Raw genomic sequence first — 20,297 nt, 5'->3', positions numbered from 1 at the left:
GCCCTTCGACAGGACTCGGCGCGCGGAGGGTGGCTCGAATGTGCGCCGCGCCGGTAGCGGCGGGCAGTTGTGACTGTCAACCGCCGAGCGGTCGTGCGGCTCCCTCGGCGAAGAAATGCGTGCACAATTGCGCTTCGGGCGTGTCTCCCGGATCGAGTGCGGCAACGGTGACCCAGCCGGCGGCACGCATCGCCGCACCATCGGCTTCGCTGGTGCCGACCGGCAGGAACAGCCGTCGCCGCTCGCCGGCGCCGTCACTCGCGATCGTCGCGGCGAACAGCGAGAAACCCGTCGCCGCCTCCTCCGCGCCATCTTCATGCATCAGCGTATAAGTGCCGCCGCGCCCAACCTCACGCGTTGCCCCTTCGGCGAACAGCGAGAAGCCGAGCCACGTCTGATATTCGAACCCATGTCGCTCAGTCGGATCGAGCGTCAGCGTCGCGCCGTCGCCAAGCGCAGCCGCGATCGCCTCCAGCGCGTCGAGCCGTGAAGCGAGCACCCCGCTCGTGTCGAATCCGCGCAGCCGCGCCACTGCCGCCGCAAACGGCCCCGCCGCTTCGATCAGCGGCAGATAGGCAGGCGCGATTTCGGCAACCGCGCCGGCATCCTTCGCGTCGAGCCGGTCGCGCAAATGCTCGACATCGTCCACCGGCAACGGCCCCGCCGCCAGCGTATCGACCAGATCGGGCAGCGTGAAATCGACCGACACCCCCGTCGCGCCCGCTGCGGCGAGCGCCTCGACGGCAACGGTCACCACCTCCCGCGCGGCCGCGACCGTATCGAGCCCGATCAGCTCGCACCCGATCTGCCGCGCCTCACGCTCGGGCTGCAACGCCCCGCCGCGCAGCTTGAGGACCGATCCGGCATAGCTCAGCCGCACCGGGCGCGGATGATGCGCCATGCGCGTGGCCGCGATGCGCGCGACCTGCGCGGTGATGTCCGGCCGAATCGCCATGGTACGCTGGCTGACCGGATCGACGAACCGCACCGCATCGGCCAGCCCGCCGTCCTTCAGCCGCGTACCCAGCCCCTCGGCAAATTCGGCGAGCGGCGGATCAACGCGCTCATAGCCATAGGAATGCGCCACGCCGAGCACGCGCGATTCCACCGACGCCGCACCATGGGCATGCGGCGGCAGCCGATCGCGGAATCCCTCAGGGAGAAGTGTGGTCATGCGGCAGGCGGGGCAGAAATCTCCCTCTCCCCTCGGGGGAGAGGGTCGGGGAGATGGGCAGTCACGAGCGCAGCGCTGATCGCTTCCAGCACACCCGCCTCGTTCCGCATCACGTCAGCGTTGGTGAAACGCAGCACACGATATCCTTCACGTTCCAGCACAGCCGTCCGCTGCGCGTCGCGCGCTTCGTTGCCCGCGTGGGTGTCGCCGTCAACCTCGATGATCAGCTTGCGCGCTCTGGCGCAGAAGTCGGCGATGTAGCGCCCGATCACGACCTGGCGACTGAACTTGACGTTGCCGAAGCGCTTGCCGCGCAGGTGATACCAGAGGCGTGCTTCAGCCGGCGTCATCTCGCTGCGCATTGCCTTGGCGCGCTTCAGCAGTTCGGCGTCGGTTCTTGTCACTGCCCCTCTCCCCTGCCCTCTCCCCGCCAGCGGGGAGAGGGAGAAGGAGTGCTCCTCCCGCTCGCGGGTCGCAAGCGTGAGGTGGAGCAGGCTAAATCAGAACCGCAGCCCCATCGCGGTCTTCACGCCCGGCAGCGCCTTGACCTTGGCCAGCAGTTCCGCCGTCACCGGCTCGTCCACCGAGAGCAGCAGCACCGCCTCGCCGCCTGCCTGGCGCCGGCCGAGATGGAACGTCCCGATGTTCACACCCGCCTCGCCGAGTGTCGTGCCGAGCCGCCCGATGAAGCCCGGCGCATCCTCGTTGACGACATACAGCATCGCCCCGGTCAGATCGGCCTCGACCTTGATGCCGAACAGCTCCACCAGCCGCGGCGCCGAATCGCCGAACAAGGTGCCCACCACCGAACGCTCGCCATCCGCGGTACGCACTGACACGCGCAACAGCGTGTGATAATCACCCTCGCGCTCGGTGCGGATCTCGCGCACTTCCATGCCGCGCTCGCGCGCGAGCACCGGCGCGTTGACCATGTTGACCGTGTCGGTCTGCGTGCCGAGGAAGCCCTTCAGCACCGCGCTGGTCAGCGGCTTCGGGTTCAGCTCCGCCGCCGCGCCTTCCATGTGCACCGACACCCGGTCGATCGCGCCATGCGCCAGCTGGCCGACGAGGCTGCCGAGCTTCTCGGCCAGGCCCATGTAGGGCTTCAGCTTGGGCGCTTCCTCCGCGGTCAGGCTCGGCATGTTGAGCGCGTTGGTGACGCCACCCGACACGAGATAATCCGCCATCTGCTCGGCGACCTGGATCGCCACGTTGACCTGCGCCTCGGTGGTCGACGCGCCGAGGTGCGGCGTGGAGATGAAGTTCGGCGTGTTGAACAGCGGGCTTTCCTTGGCCGGCTCGGTCACGAACACGTCGAGCGCCGCGCCGCCGATATGGCCGCTGTCGAGCCCTTCCTTGAGCGCCGCCTCGTCGATCAGCCCGCCACGCGCGCAGTTGATGATCCGCACGCCCTTCTTGGTCTTGGCGAGATTCTCGGCCGACAGGATGTTGCGTGTCTGGTCGGTCAGCGGCGTGTGGAGCGTGATGAAGTCGGCGCGCGCCAGCAGCTCGTCCAGCGTCACCTTCTGCACGCCCAGTTCAACCGCGCGCTCCTCGGTCAGAAACGGATCGAACGCGACGACCTTCATCTTCAGCCCCAGCGCGCGATCGGCGACGATCGAGCCGATGTTGCCCGCGCCGATCAGGCCGAGCGTCTTGGCCGTCACCTCGATGCCCATGAAGCGGTTCTTCTCCCACTTGCCTGCCTGGGTCGACCGATCCGCCTCCGGCAAGTCACGCGCCAGCGCGAACATCAGCGCAATGGCGTGCTCGGCGGTGGTGATCGAATTGCCGAATGGTGTGTTCATCACCACCACGCCCTTGGCTGAGGCAGCGGGAATGTCGACGTTATCGACGCCAATGCCGGCGCGCCCGACGACCTTCAAATTGGTCGCCGCTTCAAGGATCTCCTTGGTAACCTTGGTGGAGCTGCGGATCGCAAGGCCATCATATTCGCCGATGATCGCCTTCAGCTCGTCCGGCGTCTTGCCGGTGATTTCGTCCACCTCGACGCCGCGCTCGCGAAAGATCTGCGCGGCCTTGGGGTCCATCTTATCGGAAATGAGAACTTTTGGCATGGGTCGTGTCCTAGATACAGCCGTCATCCCCGCGGAGGCGGGGATCCATAGCCGCTGTCCGAGCGGCTCCATCGACGACTTGCGTGTATGGATTCCCGCCTTCGCGGGAATGACGAGCAATCAGGCGGCGCGTGCCGTTGCGTAGGCCCAGTCGAGCCATGGGCCGAGCGCCGCGATGTCGGCGGTATCGACGGTCGCGCCGCACCAGATGCGCAGCCCCGGCGGTGCATCACGATACCCGCCGATGTCATACGCCGCACCTTCGGCCTCGAGCAGCGAGACCATCTTCTTGATCACCGCTTCGTCGGCATCCACCGTCAGGCAAACGCTGGTGGTCGAGCGCGACGCTTCGTCCACCGCCAGATGCCCCAGCCAGTCACGCGCCTCGACGATCTCGTTCAGCGCCGCCGCATTGGCATCCGAGCGCGCGATCAGTCCGCGCTCGCCCAAGCTCTTGGCCCATTCGAGCGAGAAGATCGCGTCTTCCACCGCCAGCATCGACGGCGTGTTGATCGTCTCGCCCTTGAACACGCCCTCGGCAAGCTTGCCCTTGGAAACGAGGCGGAACACCTTGGGCAGCGGCCACGCCGGGGTGTAGCTTTCCAGCCGCTCGACCGCGCGAGGTCCAAGGATCAGCACGCCATGCGCGCCCTCGCCGCCCAGCACCTTCTGCCACGAGAAGGTCGCGACATCGATCTTGTCCCACGGCAGGTCGTAAGCGAACACACCGCTGGTCGCGTCGGCGAAGCTCAGCCCCCCACGGTCGTCGGCGATCCAGTCGCCGTTCGGCACGCGCACACCGCTGGTGGTGCCGTTCCAGGTGAACAGCACGTCGTTGGACCAATCGACCTGGCCCAAATCGGGCAACTGGCCGTAATCGGCGCGGATCACCGTCGGATCGATCTTGAGCTGCTTGACCGCATCGGTCACCCAGCCCTCGCCGAAGCTCTCCCAGGCGAGCGCGGTCACCGGGCGGGCGCCCAGCATCGTCCACATCGCCATCTCGAACGCGCCGGTGTCCGAGCCCGGAACAATGCCGATACGGTGCGTGTCGGGGATGCCCAGCAGCTCGCGCATCAGGTCAATGCAATATTGGAGGCGCTGCTTGCCGATCTTCGAGCGGTGCGAGCGGCCCAGCGAATCAGCCGCGAGCTTGGCGGCGTTCCAGCCCGGAGGCTTGGCGCAGGGGCCGGAGGAAAAGTAGGGTCGCGCCGGCTTTGCGGCGGGTTTCGCAGGCGCAGTGGTGGCGTCGGCGAGCGTCGTATCGGTCATGTCTGTCTCTCCTTACAGAGAGCACGCGCGGCGTTGGGACCGCGTGGCCCGCCGACGGCCCTAACGGCAGAAGGCGTGCTGTCAAGCGATCCACGATGAACGCCGTTCGTCCCGAGCGAAGTCGAGGGACAAGCCACACGCGCACCGCTTGGGAGCACGTGCCTCGACTTTGCTCGGCACGAACAGCGTGAAGAGCCACGCCCCATCCTGCCCCCACCTCCGTTCGCCCTGAGGCTGTCGAAGGGCCGCTTTCCTTCTGGAGCAAAGGGCTAAAAAGAAGCGCAGTGCTTCAACAAGATCAGCACGAACGGGGGATGTGTTGCGTACCGTTTATCTGCTCGCATTAGTGGTGAGCCTCGCCGCGTGCGGCCGCTCCGAGCCGCCGAGGCGATCCGATTCGCGAACGCCCACCAAGCGCGTCGAAGGGCCCTCGTCCCGCGAAACCGCCCAATGCCACCGCGACCTTCGCGAACTCGGCGTCGCGTTCGAGGCTTTGCCCGATCGCCAGTTCGGCCCAGGCTGCGGCATTGTCGGCACGGTGAAGCTGCTCGACATCGGCGTACCCACCACGAACCTCGGCGCGGTGCGCTGCGGCGCGGCGCGCACCTATGCGCAATGGGCGCGCAATGCGGTGGCCCCCGCCGCCTATCAGATCCTCGGCAGCGAGCTCGCCAAGGTCGAAAGCATGGGCACCTACAATTGCCGCAACGTCGCCGGGAGTTCGCGCCGCTCGGGCCATTCGATCGCAAATGCCATCGATATCGGCGGCTTTCAGCTCAAGGACGGCCGCCGCCTTACCCTACTGAACGACTGGAACTCGTCCGACCCCCAGATTCGCCGCTTCATGCAGGTGATCCATCGTTCCGCCTGCAAGCGTTTCGGCACGGTGCTCGGGCCCAACTACAACAGCGCGCACCGCAACCACTTCCATCTGGAGGACGACAAGGCCGATTTCTGCCGCTAAAGACCTACGAAATGACAGAAACACGCGTACCGAGCCGCACCTTCCCGCGCGCTCGCCAGGATGCCGAATCGGCGAAGGGCAACATTTCGACGCCCCAGACCGAGAACCCGGCCTACAAGCTCGCCTTCCAGGACATGGATTTCCTGCTGCGCGAGGATCTGCGCCCCGTCCGCTTCCAGCTTGAACTCTTGAAGACCGAGCTGCTGCTGGAAGAGGCGCATATCGGCTCCACTTTCGTGGTGTACGGTTCGGCGCGCATCCCCGAGCCGGCGAAGGCGCAGGCGATGCTCGACATGGCGGACCCCGAGCACCGCCACATCGCCGAGCGGCTGGTCGCCAAGTCCAAATATTACGACATGGCGCGCGAGCTCGCCCGCCTTGCCAGCAACTTTCCGCGCGACGAGCAGGGCAAGCGGCATTTCGTCGTTTGTTCAGGCGGCGGACCGTCGATCATGGAGGCCGCCAATCGCGGCGCGGCGGACGTTCATGCCGAATCGATCGGCCTCAACATCGTCCTGCCGCACGAACAGGCGCCCAATCCGTATGTGACGCCGTCGCTGTCGATGCAGTTCCACTATTTCGCGCTGAGGAAGATGCACTTCCTGCTCCGCGCCCGGGCGCTGGCGGCGTTCCCCGGCGGCTTCGGCACCTTCGACGAACTGTTCGAGCTTTTGACGCTGATCCAGACGGGCAAGGTTGCGCCGATTCCGGTGCTCCTCTTCGGCCGCGAATTCTGGGAGAAGGTCGTGAACTTCGAGGCGCTGGTCGAGGAAGGCGTAATCGCCGAGCGCGACCTTGGCATCTTCACCTATGTCGAAAGCGCTGCCGAGGGCTGGGCCGTGGTGCAGAAATTTTACCAGGAGCGCGCCGAGAGGGATCCGCAGCCGCCGGCGTGAAGCCTCTCAATCCTCCCACGCCAGGGGAAGGTGGCAGCGGGAAGCGCTGACGGAGAGGGCGGACGGCGGTGCCCTAACGGCTGTTCCGCTACCTCCCTCTCCGAGGCCTTTAGGCGCCACCTCCCTGGGCGGAGGAGGATCACAAACTACCCAACTCGCCCCAACAACAAATCGCGCGCTGCGTTAAGCGCGCGCGCGTCCTCTGCCGAACCGCCGCGATCCGGATGCGCGTCGGCCATCAGCCGGCGATGCGCCGAGCGAATCGTGGCCTCATCAGCCGCGCGATCCACGCCGAGCAGCCGCCGCGCAGCAGCCGTATCCACCGGCTCGCCCGCCGCGACACGGCGCGTCTTCGGCTTCGCGCCCCATCCATCCTTCCACAGCCGCCAGCCGGCATAAGCCACCAGGAGTGCGAGCAGCAGCTTCCACATCAGGCGACCTGCGGCACGACGGGCTCGGGGAGCGACAGCCCGGCCATCATCTCACGCAATTCCTGCCGCGCGGCGACATGGCCGAGGCCCATCCCGCCGAACTCCTTCGTGTCGAGCATCGTCAGCCCCGACGGAAACAGCTCGCGATAGATCACGCGCTCGCCCAGTCCCGGGATGATGCGGAAACCCACGCGCTTTGCCAGCTGATCCAGCGCTTCCGACACACGCCGCATGTTGCGCGCCTCGATATGCTGCAGGCGGTTGCGCAGCACCACCCAATCGATCGTCGATCCGTCCGCCTTGGCCCGCGCCTTGCGCGCATCCCAGATCAGCTCCGAATAAAAACTCGGCCGGGTCACCTTGAAGGTTTCGGGATGCACCTGCCCGATCAGGTCGAAATCGACAAAGCTGTCGTTCATCGGCGTCACCAGCGTGTCTGCGCGCGTGGCGGCGGCGCGGGCATAAGGATCGTCGCGGCCCGGCGTATCGATCACCAGAAAGTCGCTGCCCTCCAGCAGATCGGCATAGGCCTCCTCGAAATCCTCGTGCGCGGTCCGATAGCGGGGTATCGCAAGGTCCGAGCCGATGCGCCGTACCGTTTCGGTACGATTGTCGAGGTATCGCCCCATGGTCCGCTGACGGTGATCGAGGTCGAGGCACGCGACGCGCGCACCGCGCACCGCAAGGGCGATGGCGACGTGAACCGCCGTTGTGGACTTACCCGTTCCGCCCTTCTCGTTGGCGAACACGATCACATGGGTATTGTCGGAACCAGTCGGCAAATCGTCGCATCCTTTGTTGATCGCGTGCATCGATCCCCATAGATGCCCGCCGTTTCCGTTTCGAGTGGAGTTTCGCCCGCGTGCAGACTGTCCGTGATTTGAACGACCTGCGCGCCGCGATCGCCGCCTTCCGCGCAGAGGGCGCCCGCATCGCGCTGGTGCCGACGATGGGTGCGCTTCACGCCGGCCACATCGCGCTGGTCGAGGCCGCCAAGCGCACGGGCACGAAGGTGGTCGCGTCCATCTTCGTCAACCCCAGGCAGTTCGGCCCCAACGAGGATCTTGCGCGCTATCCGCGCCGCGAGGCGGCCGATTCGCGCATGCTGGTGGAAGCCGGGTGCGACCTGCTCTGGCTGCCGCCGGTGGAAGCGATGTATCCGGAAAGCTTTGCGACCTCGATCAGCGTCGCCGGCGTGACGGAGACGCTCGACGGCGCATCACGGCCCGGCCACTTCGATGGCGTCGCCACGGTCGTGGCCAAGCTGTTCAATCAGGTCGGCCCCGACGCGGCATATTTCGGGGAAAAGGATTATCAGCAGCTGCTGGTGATCCGCCGGCTGGCGGCGGATCTGGATTTCGCGATTGACGTCGTCGGCGTGCCCACGCAACGCGATGATGACGGGCTCGCGCTCTCCTCGCGCAATCTTTACCTCGACGAAGAGGAACGGGCCAAGGCGGTCGCGTTGCCGCGCGCACTGGGCGTCGCCGCCCGCGCGATCGCCCGCGGCGTCGCAACCGAGGATGCAACGGCGGAAGCACAGGCCAGCCTGGTCGCCGCAGGTTTCACCGTCGATTACGTTGCCGTGGTCGATGCAGAAACACTGGCGCCGGATCCTGGCCCCGCCCGTCCCCGCCGCTTGCTCGCCGCCGCACGAATGGGTCAGACCCGGCTGATCGACAACATCGCCGTCACCCTCGACTGAGCCGTTAACCATTTGGTGAAACGAATCACGCCATGGTTGCCCCATGGGGACTTGAAACAGGGGCAATCAAAATGGGTAACAGTCTGAAGAGTGCGTGTTTTCTGATCGACAGCCGGGTTAGCGATGCGCTGCGCGGCGACGATGATGCCTGCTACGACCTCGGCGTTGCCTATTCTACCGGCACTAACGGCGCCGCTTTCGACCTGATCGAGGCGCACAAATGGTTCAACCTCGCGGCAGTCGCCGGCAATGTCGCCGCACAAGCCGCCCGCGCCGAAATCGCCGACGACATGTCCGCGCGGGAGATCGCGACCGCGCAGCGTGCGGCACGCGCGATCCTGGCATTGGGTCAGCGCCGCGCGGCGTGACGGCTCTTCTGCCGTCACCCCCGCCCAGAGCCGGGGTCCCGCTTCTTCTTCACGCGTGCAAAGGCAACGGGCCCCCGGATCAAGTCCGGGGTGACGGATAGAAGCTCAGTTATCCCGTCCAGCGACATAGCCGTCGTACGATCCGCAAACTTCCGGATTCTTGCGGCAACGCTTTACCCAGTCGCGCCGCTCGCGGCCTTCCCGCGCCTCGGCCTTGCGCATCTTGCGGCCGTAGTTGCGGTCCGACTCGTCCTGGCTCGTCGTGGTCCAATCCACCGCCTTGCCCGCGACCTTGAACGGCGCCTTCACCACACTCGCGGCGGTGCTGATGCACCCGCCGGCCAGCAGCGGCAGCGCCGCGACAACGATCATCACTCTACGCATCACTTCGCTCCCAAGGACGCATGTCGCGCCTCGTCGCGCGCCTTTACGCCGATTGCCGGAAAGTCGGTGAAGAATCCATCGATACCAAGGCGAAGCGCTTCCGCGATCTCGCCCTGAAGATCACCACGGCCGCGCGGGTTGATGCCGTCGCGGTGACGGCCGGGCAGGAAGTAGTTCTCCGCGCGATAGGTCCACGGATGCACGCGCAGGCCCGCCGCATGCGCGTCGGCGACGATCGATGTCGGCGCATCGCCATCCCACAACATGCCCTTATTCGGCCCCAGCCCCCAGGCATATACCGCCACCGCCTTAAGCCCCGCCGGACTCACCATCGCGGCATAGCTCGGCGCGGCACCATCAGCCGGCGCGCCCGCGCCATCGACCAGCTGGATCAGCCGCACCTTGGTCATGCCCCTCAGCCGCTGGAGGTTCTTCACCTCGAACGACTGGATGAACACCGGGGCCTCGGCACTGTCCCACCCCGCCTTCTGCAGCGCGGCCACCAGCGGCGCGTCGGTCCCCTTGCCGATCGACGCGAAATAGCTCGGGTGCTTGGTCTCGGGATAGATCGCCACGCCATGTTTCTTGGCCAGCGCGATCACTTCCTCGAACGTCGGGATCGTCTCCTGTCCGTCAAACGCGCGATTGTCGGGCCGCATCAGCGGCAGCCGCTCCTTCGCGCGCAGCGTCTTCAGTTCGGCCAGCGTGAAATCCTCGGTGAACCAGCCGGTCAGTTCCTTGCCGTCGATCGTCTTGGTCGTCTTGCGACTTGCGAACTCCGGGTGATCGGCGACGTCTGTCGTCTCCGAAATCTCATTCTCGTGCCGCGCCACCAGCGCGCCGTCCTTGGTCGGCACCAGATCGGGCTCGATCACATCCGCCCCTTGCGCGATCGCCAGTTCGTAGGCGGCGATCGTATGTTCGGGCCGTTCGCCGGAGGCGCCGCGATGCGCGATGACGATCGGGTCGGACAGCGACGGAGCAGCCTGCATCGGGGGCACCTGTTTGGGGGCACAGCCGCTCGCCAGCGCGGCCAGAAGAATTAAGCGAATGGGCTTGGAACGTTTCGGTATGCAACGCATAGTGCGACCATGCGCTTCACCATCAACGGCAGCAAGCGCGAGGCCGATCCCGATATCCGCGCCTCGCTTCTCGACCTCCTTCGCGAGGAGTTTCGCCTTACCGGCACCAAGAAGGGCTGCGATCATGGCCAGTGCGGTGCCTGTACGGTGCTGGTCAACGGGCGGCGGATCAATGCGTGTCTCACGCTCGCGGTGATGCATCAGGAAGATGACATCGTGACGATCGAGGGGCTCGGCTCGGCGGACAACCTCCACCCGATGCAGGCCGCGTTCGTTCGCCACGACGGATATCAGTGCGGCTATTGCACGCCGGGGCAGATCTGCTCGGCAGTTGGCATGCTCGACGAAGTGGCGAAGGGCTGGCCGAGCCATGTGTCGGACGACCTGTCATCGCCCGTGCTCGACGAGGCGGAGATCAGCGAGCGGATGAGCGGCAACCTCTGCCGCTGCTCCGCCTACCCGACGATCGTCGATGCGATCCGCGAGGTGCATGACGCATGAAAACGTTCAACTATGAGCGCGTCGCCAGCCCCGAAGCGGCGGTCGCCGCGGGCGGCCGCTTCATCGCCGGCGGCACCAACCTTCTCGACCTCATGAAGCTGGGGGTCGAGACGCCCGAGCGGCTGGTCGACATCAGTCGACTCGATCTGAACACGATCGAGGAAAAGGACGGCGGTTTCCTCGTCGGCGCGCTCGTCCCCAACAGCGATCTCGCCGCCGATCCGCGCGTCATCGCCAATTACCCGGTGCTGAGCCGCGCGTTGCTCGCCGGTGCCTCGGGCCAGCTGCGCAACAAGGCGACCACTGGCGGAAACCTGCTCCAGCGCACCCGCTGCTATTTCTTTTACGACACCCACGCCGCCTGCAACAAACGCGTCCCCGGCAGCGGCTGCGATGCGCTCGGCGGGTTCAACCGCATCCACGCCATCCTCGGCGCCAGCGAGCAGTGCATCGCCACCCATCCCGGCGACATGCCCGTCGCGATGCGCGCGCTCGACGCCGCGGTGGTGACGCTGCGGCCCGACGGCGACCGCCGCCGCATCCCCCTTGCCGACTTCTACCGCCTGCCCGGCGACACGCCGCATATCGAAACGGTGCTCGAGTCGGGCGAGCTCATCACCCACATCGCCCTTCCCGCCCTGCCGCCGGGGGCCCGGCAGCTCTACCGCAAGGTCCGCGACCGCGCCTCCTACGCCTTCGCGCTCGTTTCGGTCGCCGGCGTGATTGCGGTCGAGAACGGCACCATCACCCACGCCGCGCTCGCCTTCGGCGGCCTCGCCCACCAGCCCTGGCGCGATCCAGCGGTGGAGGCTGCGCTGATCGGCCAGCCACCAATCGAAGCCGCCTTCGACGCCGCGGCCACGGCGCTGCTCAAGGACGCGCGCGGGCACGGCGATAACGACTTCAAGATCCCGCTCGCCCGCCGCGTCCTCATCGCCGCGCTACGCGACCTCACCGGAGAACCCGCATGAGCGATCTCGCCATGGACGCGCCGTACCGTCCCGCCGCGCTCGACCGCGCCGAGCAGGGCCTGTTGGGCAAGCCGATCGACCGCTACGAAGGCCCGCTCAAGGTCAGCGGCGCCGCCCCCTACGCCTATGAACAGGCACCCGAGGGCACCGCCTACATGGCCGTCGTCACGGCCGCGATCGGGCGCGGCCGCGTCACCGGCATCGACGCCGCCGCCGCAGAGGCGATCCCCGGCGTCCTCACGGTGATCCACGGCGATCCGCGCATGCCGGCCGGCGAAGGCAACTCCCGCGCCATGCCCGCCATGGGCAGCGACGAAGTGTTCCATTACGGCCAGGGCATCGCGCTGGTCGTTGCTGAGACGCAGGAAGTCGCTCGCGAAGCCGCCCGCCGCGTGACGGTCCACTACGACGAACAGCCCGGCCGCTTCGACGCCACCGCCGTCGAGGTGCAGCAGGACCACAAGCTCGGCTTCCTGCCCCCGGTGAACAGGGGCGATCTCGAGGCTGCGCTCGCCCAGGCCGAGGTCGTGCTCGACCGCACCTACACCACCCCGATCCACTTCCCCGCCGCGCTCGAGCCGCACGCCACGCTCGCCTGGTGGGAAGGCGACCAGCTCCTCGTGCGCACCAGCAACCAGGTGATCGGCGGCGCCAAGGGCACGATCGCCACCGCGCTCGGCATCGACAAGAGCCGCGTCCGCGTCCAAGCGCCCTATGTAGGCGGCGGCTTCGGAGGCAAGACCGGCGTCGGCCAGGAGGCGATATTCGCCGCCATCGCCGCCGAAGCGGTTGGTCGCCCCGTCAAGGTCGCGCTCACCCGCCGCCAGACCGCCTACATGGTCCACCACCGCTCCCCCACCACACAACGGCTGCGCATCGGCTGCGACCGCGAGGGGCGGATCAGCGCCATCGCCCACGAAAGCGTCGCCTACCAGAACGACGACAGCGCCTTCCTCGAGCCGGTTCCCTTCGGCACCTTGCCCCTCTACGCCGGCGAAGCCCGCCGCTTCCGCACCGATCTCGCCCGCATCGATCTCCCCGCCACCGGTGCGGTCCGCGCGCCGGGCGAGGCGATCGGCACCTTTGCGGTCGAATGCGCGATGGACGAACTCGCCGAACAGCTCGGCCTAGACCCCATCGAGCTGCGCCGCCGCAACGAACCCACGCGCGATCCCACCACGGGCAAGCGCTTCAGCACCCGCCGCCTGCTCGATTGCTACGACGAAGGCGCCCGCCGCTTCGGCTGGGACAAGCGCGAGACGACGCCCGGCAGCCGCCGCGAAGGCGAATGGCTGATCGGCATGGGCATGGCCGCCGCCCTGCGCGGGAACTTCACCGTCCAGGCGGAGGCCGAGGTGATCCTCGGTGCCGACGGCCGCGCCACGGTGAAGACCGACATGACCGACATCGGCACCGGCACCTACACGATCCTCGCCCAGACGGCCGGCGAGATGCTCGGTCTGCCGATCAGCGCGATAGACGTGGTGATCGGCGACACCGATCTGCCGCCCAGCGCCGGCTCAGGCGGCTCGTTCGGCGCGGGCAGCGCGTGTGCCGCCGCCGCGCTCGCCTGCGAGGACATCCTCACCGAACTCGGCCTGCGCATGAACGCCGCGACCGATGATCTCCGCCTCAAGGACGGCCAGGTCACCGCCGGCGCCCGCACCACCCCGCTCGCCGATCTCGTCCGCGGCTCCCCCATCGCAGCGAAAGGCAAGACCACGCCCGGCAAGGAATCGCAGGCCACCAGCCAGGCGAGCCACGGCGCGCAATTCGCCGAGGTCGCGGTCAACGCCGTCACCGGCGAGGTGCGCGTCCGCCGCATGCTAGGCGTATTCGACATCGGCCGCGTGCTGAACGAGAAGACCGCGCGCAACCAGATCGTCGGCGGCATGGTCTGGGGCCTAGCCTATGCGCTGACCGAGGATGCCGTGGTCGATCCGCGCAACGGGCGCTTCGTAAACCCCGATTTCGGTGAATATCACGTCGCGGTGAATGCCGACGTGCCGCAGATCGAGGCTTATTTCATCGAAGAAATCGACGATTCCGCCAACCCGGTCGGCGCCAAGGGCGTCGGCGAGCTCGGTATCGCCGGCTCGGGCGCGGCTGTGGTCAACGCGATCCACAATGCCACCGGCGTGCGCATCTACGACATGCCCGTGACGCTCGACAAACTGCTCTCCTCGCTTCCGCCGGTGTAACCTCCATGGCCGACAATGATTCCGTCCTTTCCGCGGCAGAGGCGTGGAAGGGCAGCCGCATGGCGCTCGCCACCGTCGTCTCCACCTGGGGCTCGGCCCCGCGCCCACGCGGCAGCCACATGCTGGTGCACGAGGACGGCCGCTTCGAAGGCTCCGTCTCGGGCGGCTGCGTCGAGGGCGACATCCTCGACACCGCCGCGCAAGTGATCGCCGGCGCCCCCTTCGCCGTAAAGAGATACGGTGTCGCCGACGCCAGCGCCTGGGAAGTCGGCCTGCCCTGCGGCGGCGAGATCAGCGTCATGGTCCAGCCGGTCAGCGCCGAAGGCTTCGACCCCGAATTGTTCGACCGCATCACCGAGGCACGCGGCAACGGCCAGGCGCTCACCGTCACCACCGATCTCGAGACAGGCCACTCCGATCTGCGTCCGGTGGAAACCGGAGAGATATTCGCCAACCGCTACGATCCCCCACGCAGGCTGGTCGTCGTCGGCGCGGTGCAGATCGCCCAATCGCTCGTCGGCCTCGCCCGCACGCTCGGCATCGAAACGGTGGTGATCGATCCCCGCGCGCGCTTCCTCACCGAAGAGCGCTTCCCCGACACCAAGCTCGACGATCGCTGGCCCGACGAGGCGGTCGCCGCCTACAAGCCCGGCCCCTCGACCGCGGTGGTGACGCTGAGCCACGATACCAAGATCGACGATCCCGCGCTGATCGCCGCCTTATCGGCGAACACCGGCTATGTCGGCGCGCTCGGCAGCCGCAAGAGCCACGCCGCCCGCCTTGAACGCCTCGCCGCCGCCGGCATCGCACCCGCCGATCTCGAGCGGATCGACGGACCCGTCGGCCTGTCGATCGGCGCGATCGGCCCGGCCGAAATCGCCCTCTCCATCGCGGGCGCGATGGTGAAGGCGTTCCATGATCGCGGCTGAGCACACGATCCTCGTCCTGCTCGCCGCGGGCAAGTCGGCGCGGTTCGAAGGCCACCGCAGCAAGCTGGACGAGCCGCTAGACGGGGTGCCGCTCGGCCTGCACGCCGCGCAGACGCTGGCGAGCGTGCCGTTCCGCCGCCGCGTCGCGATCGTCAGCCGTTGCCGGATCGACTATACCGCGCACGGCTTCCACACGGTCGAGAACGATGATTCGGTCGGCGACATGGCCTCGTCGCTCCGCCTCGGCGTCGCCGATGCGCAGAAGCATGACGCCGCCGCCATTCTCGTCGCGCTTGCCGACATGCCCCGCGTCACAGCAGCACACGTCCGCCGCCTGCTCGATACCGCGCAGGGGCCTGACGCAGTGGTCGCCTCCACCAGCCCCAACGCGCCGCCACGACCACCCGCCGTGTTCGGCCGCCACCTGTTCGCACCACTGCTGTCACTAACAGGCGACCACGGCGCCCGCGACCTCATCCGCACCGCCGGCCATGTCGAGGCGCCCGCATCGGAACTGGTGGACATCGACACACGCGATGACCTGGGGGCTCTCCAACCCTCGTCATCCCGCACTTGATCCGGGATCCCGCTGCCATGCCGACGCTGCTGCGGAGTGAGCGGGACCCCGGATCAAGTCCGGAGTGACGACCGTCGCGGAAGTGGCATGCGGCCACACAGCCACCCGCTCGTGCTGAGCTTGTCGAAGCAGATTCGCCAAACGCCACCGCAAAGTGGCAAGCCCGTCGACAGGCTCAAGACGAATGAACGCAGAGGAACACGGCAAACGTCGGCTGGCTTTACAGCTCCGCGACAACCGCGCCGGCCGTTAACCTCGAAAACGGAGCAAATCCGCGCCACGCCCAAACTGGCACGCGCACTGCATCACTCACCACGCACCGAGCGTAAAGTTGTACGCTTCAGCCGGGCGGGCGTCGCTTCTTCGATCTCGCGACCCCGCCCGCACCCGGTGCCTCACGCCGCCTTGGCGTGATCCTTCAGCAGCTCGGCCAGCTCGCCGCTCTCGTACATCTCCATCATGATGTCCGATCCGCCGACGAATTCGCCGCCGACATATAGCTGCGGGATCGTCGGCCAGTCCGAATAAGCCTTGATGCCCTGGCGGATGCCCTGGTCCTGCAGCACGTCGACGCTCTCGAACTCGGCGTTGAGGTGCTGAAGGATCGCGATCGCGCGGCTGGAGAAGCCGCACTGCGGGAACAGCGGCGATCCCTTCATGAACAGGACCACGGGATTGTTCTTCACCACCGCATCGATGCGGGCGTTGGTATCGTCGGTCATTCTCGGTCCTTCATGCGTCTGAACAGGCTTGCTGCGGGTTATTTCGGCACGCCCGTCGTCAACTGCAAGGCGTGGAGCACGCCACCCATCCGCCCGCCCAGCGCGGCATAGACCGCCTGGTGCTGCTTCACCCGCGGCATGCCGGCGAATGACGCCGACGTCACCTTGGCCGCATAGTGATCACCGTCCCCGGCGAGGTCGGTGATCTCCACCTCCGCATCGGGAATGCCCGCGCGGATCAGGTCCGCGATGTCGTCCGCCCGCATGGCCATGTTATTGCGCTTCCATCAGCTGGCGACGCGCCTCGATCGTCTGCTTGTCGAGCGCGTCGCGCACATCGGCCTCGCCCACGTCAACGCCGGCGGCGGTCAGGTCACCCAGCAGTTTGCGGATCACGTCGCCATCGCCGGCCTCTTCCAGATCGGCGTGGACCACCGTCTTGGCATAAGCGTCCGCCTCCTCGGGCGTCAGCTTCATCAGCTCGGCCGCCCACTGGCCCAGCAGGCGGTTGCGCCGCGCGATGATGCGAAAGGCCATTTCCTCGTCGCGCGCAAATTTGGTCTCGAAGGCGCGCTCGCGATCGTCGAAGGTCGTCATGGCTGCTACGTTGCTCCTTTGTTAGACGGGATAGGCAGCGCAGCAGCCCGACGCAATATAAGCGCGCCTTTACCCCGCCCCACCGGCGAGCGCCGCGAGCAGCAGCAGCGCGACGATGTTGGTGATCTTGATCATCGGGTTAACCGCCGGGCCTGCGGTGTCCTTGTAAGGATCACCGACAGTGTCGCCCGTCACCGCCGCCTTGTGCGCGTCGGATCCCTTGCCGCCGTGGTTGCCGTCTTCGATATATTTCTTGGCATTGTCCCACGCGCCGCCGCCGCTCGTCATCGACAGCGCGACGAACAGCCCGGAGACGATCACGCCCAGCAGCATCGCGCCGAGCGCCGCAAAGCCCGACGCCTGCCCATCGACCGCGGTGACGATGAAATACAGCGCGATCGGCGACAGCACCGGCAACAGCGAGGGGATGATCATTTCCTTGATCGCCGCGCGCGTGACGAGATCGACGGTGCGGCCGTAATTTGGCCGGCTGGTCCCCTGCATGATCCCGGGATTGTTGCGGAACTGGTCGCGCACCTCCTCCACGACGGCGCCCGCCGCGCGCCCCACGGCAGTCATCCCGAACGCGCCGAACAGATAGGGCAGCAGCGCGCCGAGCAGCAGCCCGACGATGACGTACGGATTGCTCAGGCTGAAATCGACTTGGATGTCAGGGAAGTAGGTCTGAAGATCGGTGGTGTACGCCCCGAACAGCACCAGTGCGGCAAGCCCCGCCGAACCGATCGCATAGCCCTTGGTCACCGCCTTGGTGGTGTTGCCCACCGCGTCGAGCGCATCGGTCTTGTGCCGCACCTCATCGTCGAGCCCGGCCATTTCGGCGATGCCACCGGCATTGTCGGTCACCGGGCCGTAAGCGTCGAGCGCCACCACCATGCCGGCGAGCGCCAGCATCGCGGTCGCGGCGAAGGCGATGCCGATCACACCGGCAAGCTTGTACGTCGCCACCACCGCGACGACGATGACGAGCGTCGGCAGCGCCGTCGCCTCCAGGCTGATCGCGAGGCCCTGGATCACGTTGGTGCCATGGCCGGTCTCGCTTGCCTTGGCGATCGACTTCACCGGACGATAATTGGTGCCGGTATAATATTCGGTGATCCACACGATCAGCCCGGTCACCGCCAGCCCGATCAGCATGCACCAGAACAGGTCCATCCCGGTGAAGGCATCCGCGCTCGGCGCGCCGGTCACATCGGTCGCGGCCAGATCGCCAAGCCCGCTCGCCACGCCGTCGCTTGGCGCATCCAAGAATCCCGCCGCCCCGATCGGTGCGTTGAGGTCACCCAGCGTCATCTGCGTCGCGACATAGATCGCGGGAATGGCGAGCAGCGCCGAGGTCCAGAACCCCTTGTACAGCGCGCCCATGATCGACCCCTTCGATCCGAGCCGCACCATGTAGGTGCCGATGATCGAGGTGACGATGCACACGCCGCCGACGATCAGCGGCAGGCTCATCAGGTTCATCAGTTCGCCGGGCGACGCCTGGATCAGCAGCGCGATCGAGATCATCGTCACGCCGAGCGTCACCACATAGGTCTCGAACAGATCGGCAGCCATGCCCGCGCAATCGCCGACGTTGTCCCCGACGTTGTCTGCGATCACGGCGGGGTTGCGGGGGTCGTCCTCCGGAATGCCCGCCTCGACCTTGCCGACGAGGTCAGCGCCGACGTCCGCCGCCTTGGTGAAGATGCCGCCACCCAGCCGCGCAAAGATCGAGATCAGCGACGCGCCGAACGCCAGCGCCGTCAGCGCCTCGACGATCGCGCGTGCATTGGGCGCGTAGCCCGCCGGCCCCGTCAGATACCAGAAGAACCCCGCGATCGCGAGCAACCCGAGGCCTGCGACCAGCATCCCGGTGACCGCGCCCGAACGGAACGCCATCGTCAGCCCGCCCTGCAAGCTGGTCCGCGCCGCCTCCGCGGTGCGCACATTGGCACGCACCGAAATGTTCATGCCGACATAGCCCGCCACGCCCGAGAGGATCGCCCCGATCAGGAAACCGACAGTGGAGAGCGTGCCCAAGGTGGCGAACAGGATCACCGCGACGATCACGCCGACGATTGCGATGGTGGTATATTGCCGCCCAAGATACGCCTTGGCGCCTTCCTGGATGGCGGCGGCGATATCCTGCATCCGCTCGTTGCCCGGCGATGCGCGTAGAACTTGCTGGCTCGTGACGATGCCATAGACCACGGCCAACAGGCCGCAGAGGATGGCGATAGTGACCGTGGTCATCGCGTTCCTTCCCCTAAACGTGGCCGATCGGCCCCGCCCGCGGGCGGTAACCGCCGGTCTCCTATGATTTATCGTTCTGTTACGGAACGTAAACGGATGAGGGGAAAGCGCAAGCGGGGTTGGAGAAACGGTAACGAGTGCCGTCATCCCCGCAAAGGCGGGGATCCATAAACTCCAAGGTGGCGGCTCCATCGCAAACGTTACGCGTCTGGATTCCCGCCTTCGCGGGAATGACGTTCCCTTTGTGGAGCTCGAGCCGTCTCAAACGCGGTGCTCGAACCCCAACCGCTCGGGCACCGCCACCGGCGCACCGCGATGCGTCAACGCCAGCGCCCTCCCCTCCGCAAATGCCCCGACACACGTCGCCACCCCCGTCGGCCGCTGATCCGGCGGCAGCGCACACAGGAGCTGATAATCGTCCCCCGCGGTCGCCGCGCGCAGCGGATCATTCCCCGCATAGGCCCGATACGCCGTCGACAGCGGTACCTGGTCGAGCGCGATCGTCACCGCCAAGCCGCTCGCCACCGCCATCCGCCACGCGTCGATCAGCAACCCGTCGGACACGTCCATCATCGCATGCGCAATCGGCCCGAGCACCCGCCCCTCGGCCAACCGCGGCCGCGGCCGGCGGTATGCGGCGAGCAGCGCCACCGGCCCCTCGCCCGCCCGCGCCACCGCAAGCCCCGCACCCGCATCGCCGATGCACCCCGTCACCCACAGATGATCGCCCGCCTGTGCCCCCGACCGCGCCGGCGCCGCCGCATCGCGGCCAAAGGCGGTGACCGTCAGGACCCGCGGCGCGCCAGCCGGCAGCGACACCGTATCGCCGCCAAGCAACGGACAGTCGAACACCGCCAGACAAGCATTAAGCCCGGCAAGGAACGCCCGGTCCCACGCGCCCCCCGACAGCGGATAGTTGAGCATGATACCCTCCGGCACCGCGCCCTTGGCCGCGAGATCGGACAGGTTCACCGCCACCACCTTCCACGCCACATCCCCAGGTGGATCGTCAGGCAGAAAATGAACGCCCTCGACCAGCGTATCGGTGGTGACGACAAACCCGCCGAGCCGCGCGGCATCGTCCGCTATCCCGAGCGCCCCGGGATGCAGCGGCAGGCGGCGCAGCGCGGCAATGAATTCGGCTTCGGTCATCTCGATCCTTCGCCGGACGCAACCGAGCCCGCAACCGTTC

The 20,297-nt window shown here is 67.0% G+C and carries 22 protein-coding genes; 9 read left to right on the top strand and 13 right to left on the bottom strand.

The window, feature by feature from the left end; all coding sequences use genetic code 11:
- Positions 1–76: 76 nt before the first annotated feature.
- From SPHI_RS08800 to SPHI_RS08785, 4 genes are all read right to left on the bottom strand, one after another.
- Positions 77–1,174: an ATP phosphoribosyltransferase regulatory subunit gene (locus SPHI_RS08800; RefSeq protein WP_076744547.1), complete on the bottom strand. Its 1,098-nt coding sequence runs from the start codon at positions 1,172–1,174 to the stop codon at positions 77–79.
- Positions 1,171–1,578, bottom strand: a complete 408-nt coding sequence (locus SPHI_RS08795; protein WP_076744546.1) for an endonuclease domain-containing protein — start codon at positions 1,576–1,578, stop codon at positions 1,171–1,173. Before SPHI_RS08795 ends, SPHI_RS08800 begins: the two co-directional genes overlap by 4 nt.
- 96 nt (positions 1,579–1,674) lie before the next feature.
- A complete protein-coding gene (serA, locus tag SPHI_RS08790; RefSeq protein ID WP_076744545.1) occupies positions 1,675–3,252 on the bottom strand; it encodes a phosphoglycerate dehydrogenase in 1,578 nt (525 codons plus the stop codon).
- Between the two features lie 120 nt (positions 3,253–3,372).
- Complete coding sequence (locus tag SPHI_RS08785) at positions 3,373–4,524, bottom strand: phosphoserine transaminase (RefSeq protein WP_076744544.1); 1,152 nt, start codon at positions 4,522–4,524, stop codon at positions 3,373–3,375.
- Positions 4,525–4,840: 316 nt separating this feature from the next.
- Between SPHI_RS08785 and SPHI_RS08780 the strand changes: the two genes are divergently transcribed.
- Positions 4,841–5,488, top strand: a complete 648-nt coding sequence (locus SPHI_RS08780) for an extensin family protein (RefSeq protein ID WP_076744543.1) — start codon at positions 4,841–4,843, stop codon at positions 5,486–5,488.
- A gap of 11 nt (positions 5,489–5,499) precedes the next feature.
- Complete coding sequence (locus SPHI_RS08775; protein WP_076744542.1) at positions 5,500–6,384, top strand: LOG family protein; 885 nt, start codon at positions 5,500–5,502, stop codon at positions 6,382–6,384.
- A gap of 146 nt (positions 6,385–6,530) precedes the next feature.
- Here the strand turns inward: SPHI_RS08775 and SPHI_RS08770 are convergent, their stop codons facing one another.
- Complete coding sequence (locus SPHI_RS08770) at positions 6,531–6,815, bottom strand: J domain-containing protein (RefSeq protein WP_076744541.1); 285 nt, start codon at positions 6,813–6,815, stop codon at positions 6,531–6,533.
- Entirely contained in the window at positions 6,815–7,627 is an 813-nt protein-coding gene (locus tag SPHI_RS08765; RefSeq protein WP_076744540.1) for a division plane positioning ATPase MipZ, read from the bottom strand. Before SPHI_RS08765 ends, SPHI_RS08770 begins: the two co-directional genes overlap by 1 nt.
- A gap of 50 nt (positions 7,628–7,677) precedes the next feature.
- Here SPHI_RS08765 and panC point away from each other — a divergent pair, with 50 nt between their 5' ends.
- Both panC and SPHI_RS08755 read left to right on the top strand, forming a co-directional pair.
- Positions 7,678–8,520: a pantoate--beta-alanine ligase gene (panC, locus tag SPHI_RS08760; protein WP_076744539.1), complete on the top strand. Its 843-nt coding sequence runs from the start codon at positions 7,678–7,680 to the stop codon at positions 8,518–8,520.
- Positions 8,521–8,591: 71 nt separating this feature from the next.
- Entirely contained in the window at positions 8,592–8,888 is a 297-nt protein-coding gene (locus SPHI_RS08755) for a hypothetical protein (protein WP_076744538.1), read from the top strand.
- Between the two features lie 105 nt (positions 8,889–8,993).
- Here the strand turns inward: SPHI_RS08755 and SPHI_RS08750 are convergent, their stop codons facing one another.
- Positions 8,994–9,272 carry a hypothetical protein gene (locus tag SPHI_RS08750; RefSeq protein WP_076744537.1) on the bottom strand — a complete coding sequence of 93 codons (279 nt, stop codon included), beginning with the start codon at positions 9,270–9,272 and terminating at the stop codon, positions 8,994–8,996.
- Complete coding sequence (locus SPHI_RS08745; protein ID WP_076744536.1) at positions 9,272–10,264, bottom strand: glycerophosphodiester phosphodiesterase; 993 nt, start codon at positions 10,262–10,264, stop codon at positions 9,272–9,274. Before SPHI_RS08745 ends, SPHI_RS08750 begins: the two co-directional genes overlap by 1 nt.
- Positions 10,265–10,363: 99 nt before the next feature.
- On the opposite strand from SPHI_RS08745, the gene SPHI_RS08740 reads away from it, so the two are divergent.
- Genes SPHI_RS08740 through SPHI_RS08720 form a run of 5 tightly spaced genes read left to right on the top strand, consistent with a single transcriptional unit; the run spans position 10,364 to position 15,533 of the window.
- A complete protein-coding gene (locus SPHI_RS08740; RefSeq protein WP_076744535.1) occupies positions 10,364–10,855 on the top strand; it encodes a 2Fe-2S iron-sulfur cluster-binding protein in 492 nt (163 codons plus the stop codon).
- A complete protein-coding gene (locus SPHI_RS08735; RefSeq protein WP_076744534.1) occupies positions 10,852–11,826 on the top strand; it encodes an FAD binding domain-containing protein in 975 nt (324 codons plus the stop codon). Before SPHI_RS08740 ends, SPHI_RS08735 begins: the two co-directional genes overlap by 4 nt.
- The gene (locus SPHI_RS08730) at positions 11,823–14,027 is read left to right on the top strand and encodes a xanthine dehydrogenase family protein molybdopterin-binding subunit (RefSeq protein ID WP_076744533.1); all 2,205 of its coding nucleotides are present in this window, start codon (positions 11,823–11,825) and stop codon (positions 14,025–14,027) included. Before SPHI_RS08735 ends, SPHI_RS08730 begins: the two co-directional genes overlap by 4 nt.
- 5 nt (positions 14,028–14,032) lie before the next feature.
- Positions 14,033–14,956, top strand: coding sequence for an XdhC family protein (locus SPHI_RS08725; protein ID WP_076744532.1), 924 nt, complete (start codon positions 14,033–14,035; stop codon positions 14,954–14,956).
- Positions 14,943–15,533 (top strand): nucleotidyltransferase family protein, encoded by a 591-nt coding sequence (locus SPHI_RS08720; protein ID WP_076744531.1) that lies wholly within the window; start codon positions 14,943–14,945, stop codon positions 15,531–15,533. Before SPHI_RS08725 ends, SPHI_RS08720 begins: the two co-directional genes overlap by 14 nt.
- 395 nt (positions 15,534–15,928) lie before the next feature.
- On the opposite strand, the gene grxD is transcribed toward SPHI_RS08720, so the two are convergent.
- From grxD to thiL, 5 genes are all read right to left on the bottom strand, one after another.
- Positions 15,929–16,255: a Grx4 family monothiol glutaredoxin gene (gene grxD / locus SPHI_RS08715; RefSeq protein ID WP_076744530.1), complete on the bottom strand. Its 327-nt coding sequence runs from the start codon at positions 16,253–16,255 to the stop codon at positions 15,929–15,931.
- 38 nt (positions 16,256–16,293) lie between these two features.
- The gene (locus SPHI_RS08710) at positions 16,294–16,527 is read right to left on the bottom strand and encodes a BolA/IbaG family iron-sulfur metabolism protein (protein WP_076744529.1); all 234 of its coding nucleotides are present in this window, start codon (positions 16,525–16,527) and stop codon (positions 16,294–16,296) included.
- 1 nt (position 16,528) lies between these two features.
- Positions 16,529–16,852 carry a DUF1476 domain-containing protein gene (locus tag SPHI_RS08705; protein WP_076744528.1) on the bottom strand — a complete coding sequence of 108 codons (324 nt, stop codon included), beginning with the start codon at positions 16,850–16,852 and terminating at the stop codon, positions 16,529–16,531.
- Between the two features lie 69 nt (positions 16,853–16,921).
- A complete protein-coding gene (locus tag SPHI_RS08700) occupies positions 16,922–19,105 on the bottom strand; it encodes a sodium-translocating pyrophosphatase (RefSeq protein ID WP_076744527.1) in 2,184 nt (727 codons plus the stop codon).
- Between the two features lie 261 nt (positions 19,106–19,366).
- The gene (gene thiL / locus SPHI_RS08695; protein WP_076744526.1) at positions 19,367–20,257 is read right to left on the bottom strand and encodes a thiamine-phosphate kinase; all 891 of its coding nucleotides are present in this window, start codon (positions 20,255–20,257) and stop codon (positions 19,367–19,369) included.
- Between the last annotated feature and the right edge of the window lie 40 nt (positions 20,258–20,297).

It is taken from the genome of Sphingomonas jeddahensis (assembly GCF_001981525.1).
In the GTDB taxonomy this organism is placed as follows: domain Bacteria; phylum Pseudomonadota; class Alphaproteobacteria; order Sphingomonadales; family Sphingomonadaceae; genus Sphingomonas; species Sphingomonas jeddahensis.
The sequence above is the reverse complement of the archived record's forward strand: the minus strand, read 5'-3'. Positions and strand labels throughout refer to the sequence as shown.

Excerpts from the sequence above, each read along its gene's own strand:
- SPHI_RS08800 (WP_076744547.1), bottom strand. The coding sequence starts at position 1,174 with ATGACCACACTTCTCCCTGAGGGATTCCGCGATCGGCTGCCGCCGCAT.
- serA (WP_076744545.1), bottom strand. The coding sequence starts at position 3,252 with ATGCCAAAAGTTCTCATTTCCGATAAGATGGACCCCAAGGCCGCGCAG.
- SPHI_RS08785 (WP_076744544.1), bottom strand. The coding sequence starts at position 4,524 with ATGACCGATACGACGCTCGCCGACGCCACCACTGCGCCTGCGAAACCC.
- SPHI_RS08775 (WP_076744542.1), top strand. The coding sequence starts at position 5,500 with ATGACAGAAACACGCGTACCGAGCCGCACCTTCCCGCGCGCTCGCCAG.
- SPHI_RS08770 (WP_076744541.1), bottom strand. The coding sequence starts at position 6,815 with ATGTGGAAGCTGCTGCTCGCACTCCTGGTGGCTTATGCCGGCTGGCGG.
- SPHI_RS08765 (WP_076744540.1), bottom strand. The coding sequence starts at position 7,627 with ATGCACGCGATCAACAAAGGATGCGACGATTTGCCGACTGGTTCCGAC.
- SPHI_RS08755 (WP_076744538.1), top strand. The coding sequence starts at position 8,592 with ATGGGTAACAGTCTGAAGAGTGCGTGTTTTCTGATCGACAGCCGGGTT.
- SPHI_RS08750 (WP_076744537.1), bottom strand. The coding sequence starts at position 9,272 with ATGCGTAGAGTGATGATCGTTGTCGCGGCGCTGCCGCTGCTGGCCGGC.
- SPHI_RS08745 (WP_076744536.1), bottom strand. The coding sequence starts at position 10,264 with ATGCAGGCTGCTCCGTCGCTGTCCGACCCGATCGTCATCGCGCATCGC.
- SPHI_RS08740 (WP_076744535.1), top strand. The coding sequence starts at position 10,364 with ATGCGCTTCACCATCAACGGCAGCAAGCGCGAGGCCGATCCCGATATC.
- SPHI_RS08735 (WP_076744534.1), top strand. The coding sequence starts at position 10,852 with ATGAAAACGTTCAACTATGAGCGCGTCGCCAGCCCCGAAGCGGCGGTC.
- SPHI_RS08730 (WP_076744533.1), top strand. The coding sequence starts at position 11,823 with ATGAGCGATCTCGCCATGGACGCGCCGTACCGTCCCGCCGCGCTCGAC.
- SPHI_RS08725 (WP_076744532.1), top strand. The coding sequence starts at position 14,033 with ATGGCCGACAATGATTCCGTCCTTTCCGCGGCAGAGGCGTGGAAGGGC.
- SPHI_RS08720 (WP_076744531.1), top strand. The coding sequence starts at position 14,943 with ATGATCGCGGCTGAGCACACGATCCTCGTCCTGCTCGCCGCGGGCAAG.
- grxD (WP_076744530.1), bottom strand. The coding sequence starts at position 16,255 with ATGACCGACGATACCAACGCCCGCATCGATGCGGTGGTGAAGAACAAT.
- SPHI_RS08710 (WP_076744529.1), bottom strand. The coding sequence starts at position 16,527 with ATGGCCATGCGGGCGGACGACATCGCGGACCTGATCCGCGCGGGCATT.
- SPHI_RS08705 (WP_076744528.1), bottom strand. The coding sequence starts at position 16,852 with ATGACGACCTTCGACGATCGCGAGCGCGCCTTCGAGACCAAATTTGCG.
- SPHI_RS08700 (WP_076744527.1), bottom strand. The coding sequence starts at position 19,105 with ATGACCACGGTCACTATCGCCATCCTCTGCGGCCTGTTGGCCGTGGTC.
- thiL (WP_076744526.1), bottom strand. The coding sequence starts at position 20,257 with ATGACCGAAGCCGAATTCATTGCCGCGCTGCGCCGCCTGCCGCTGCAT.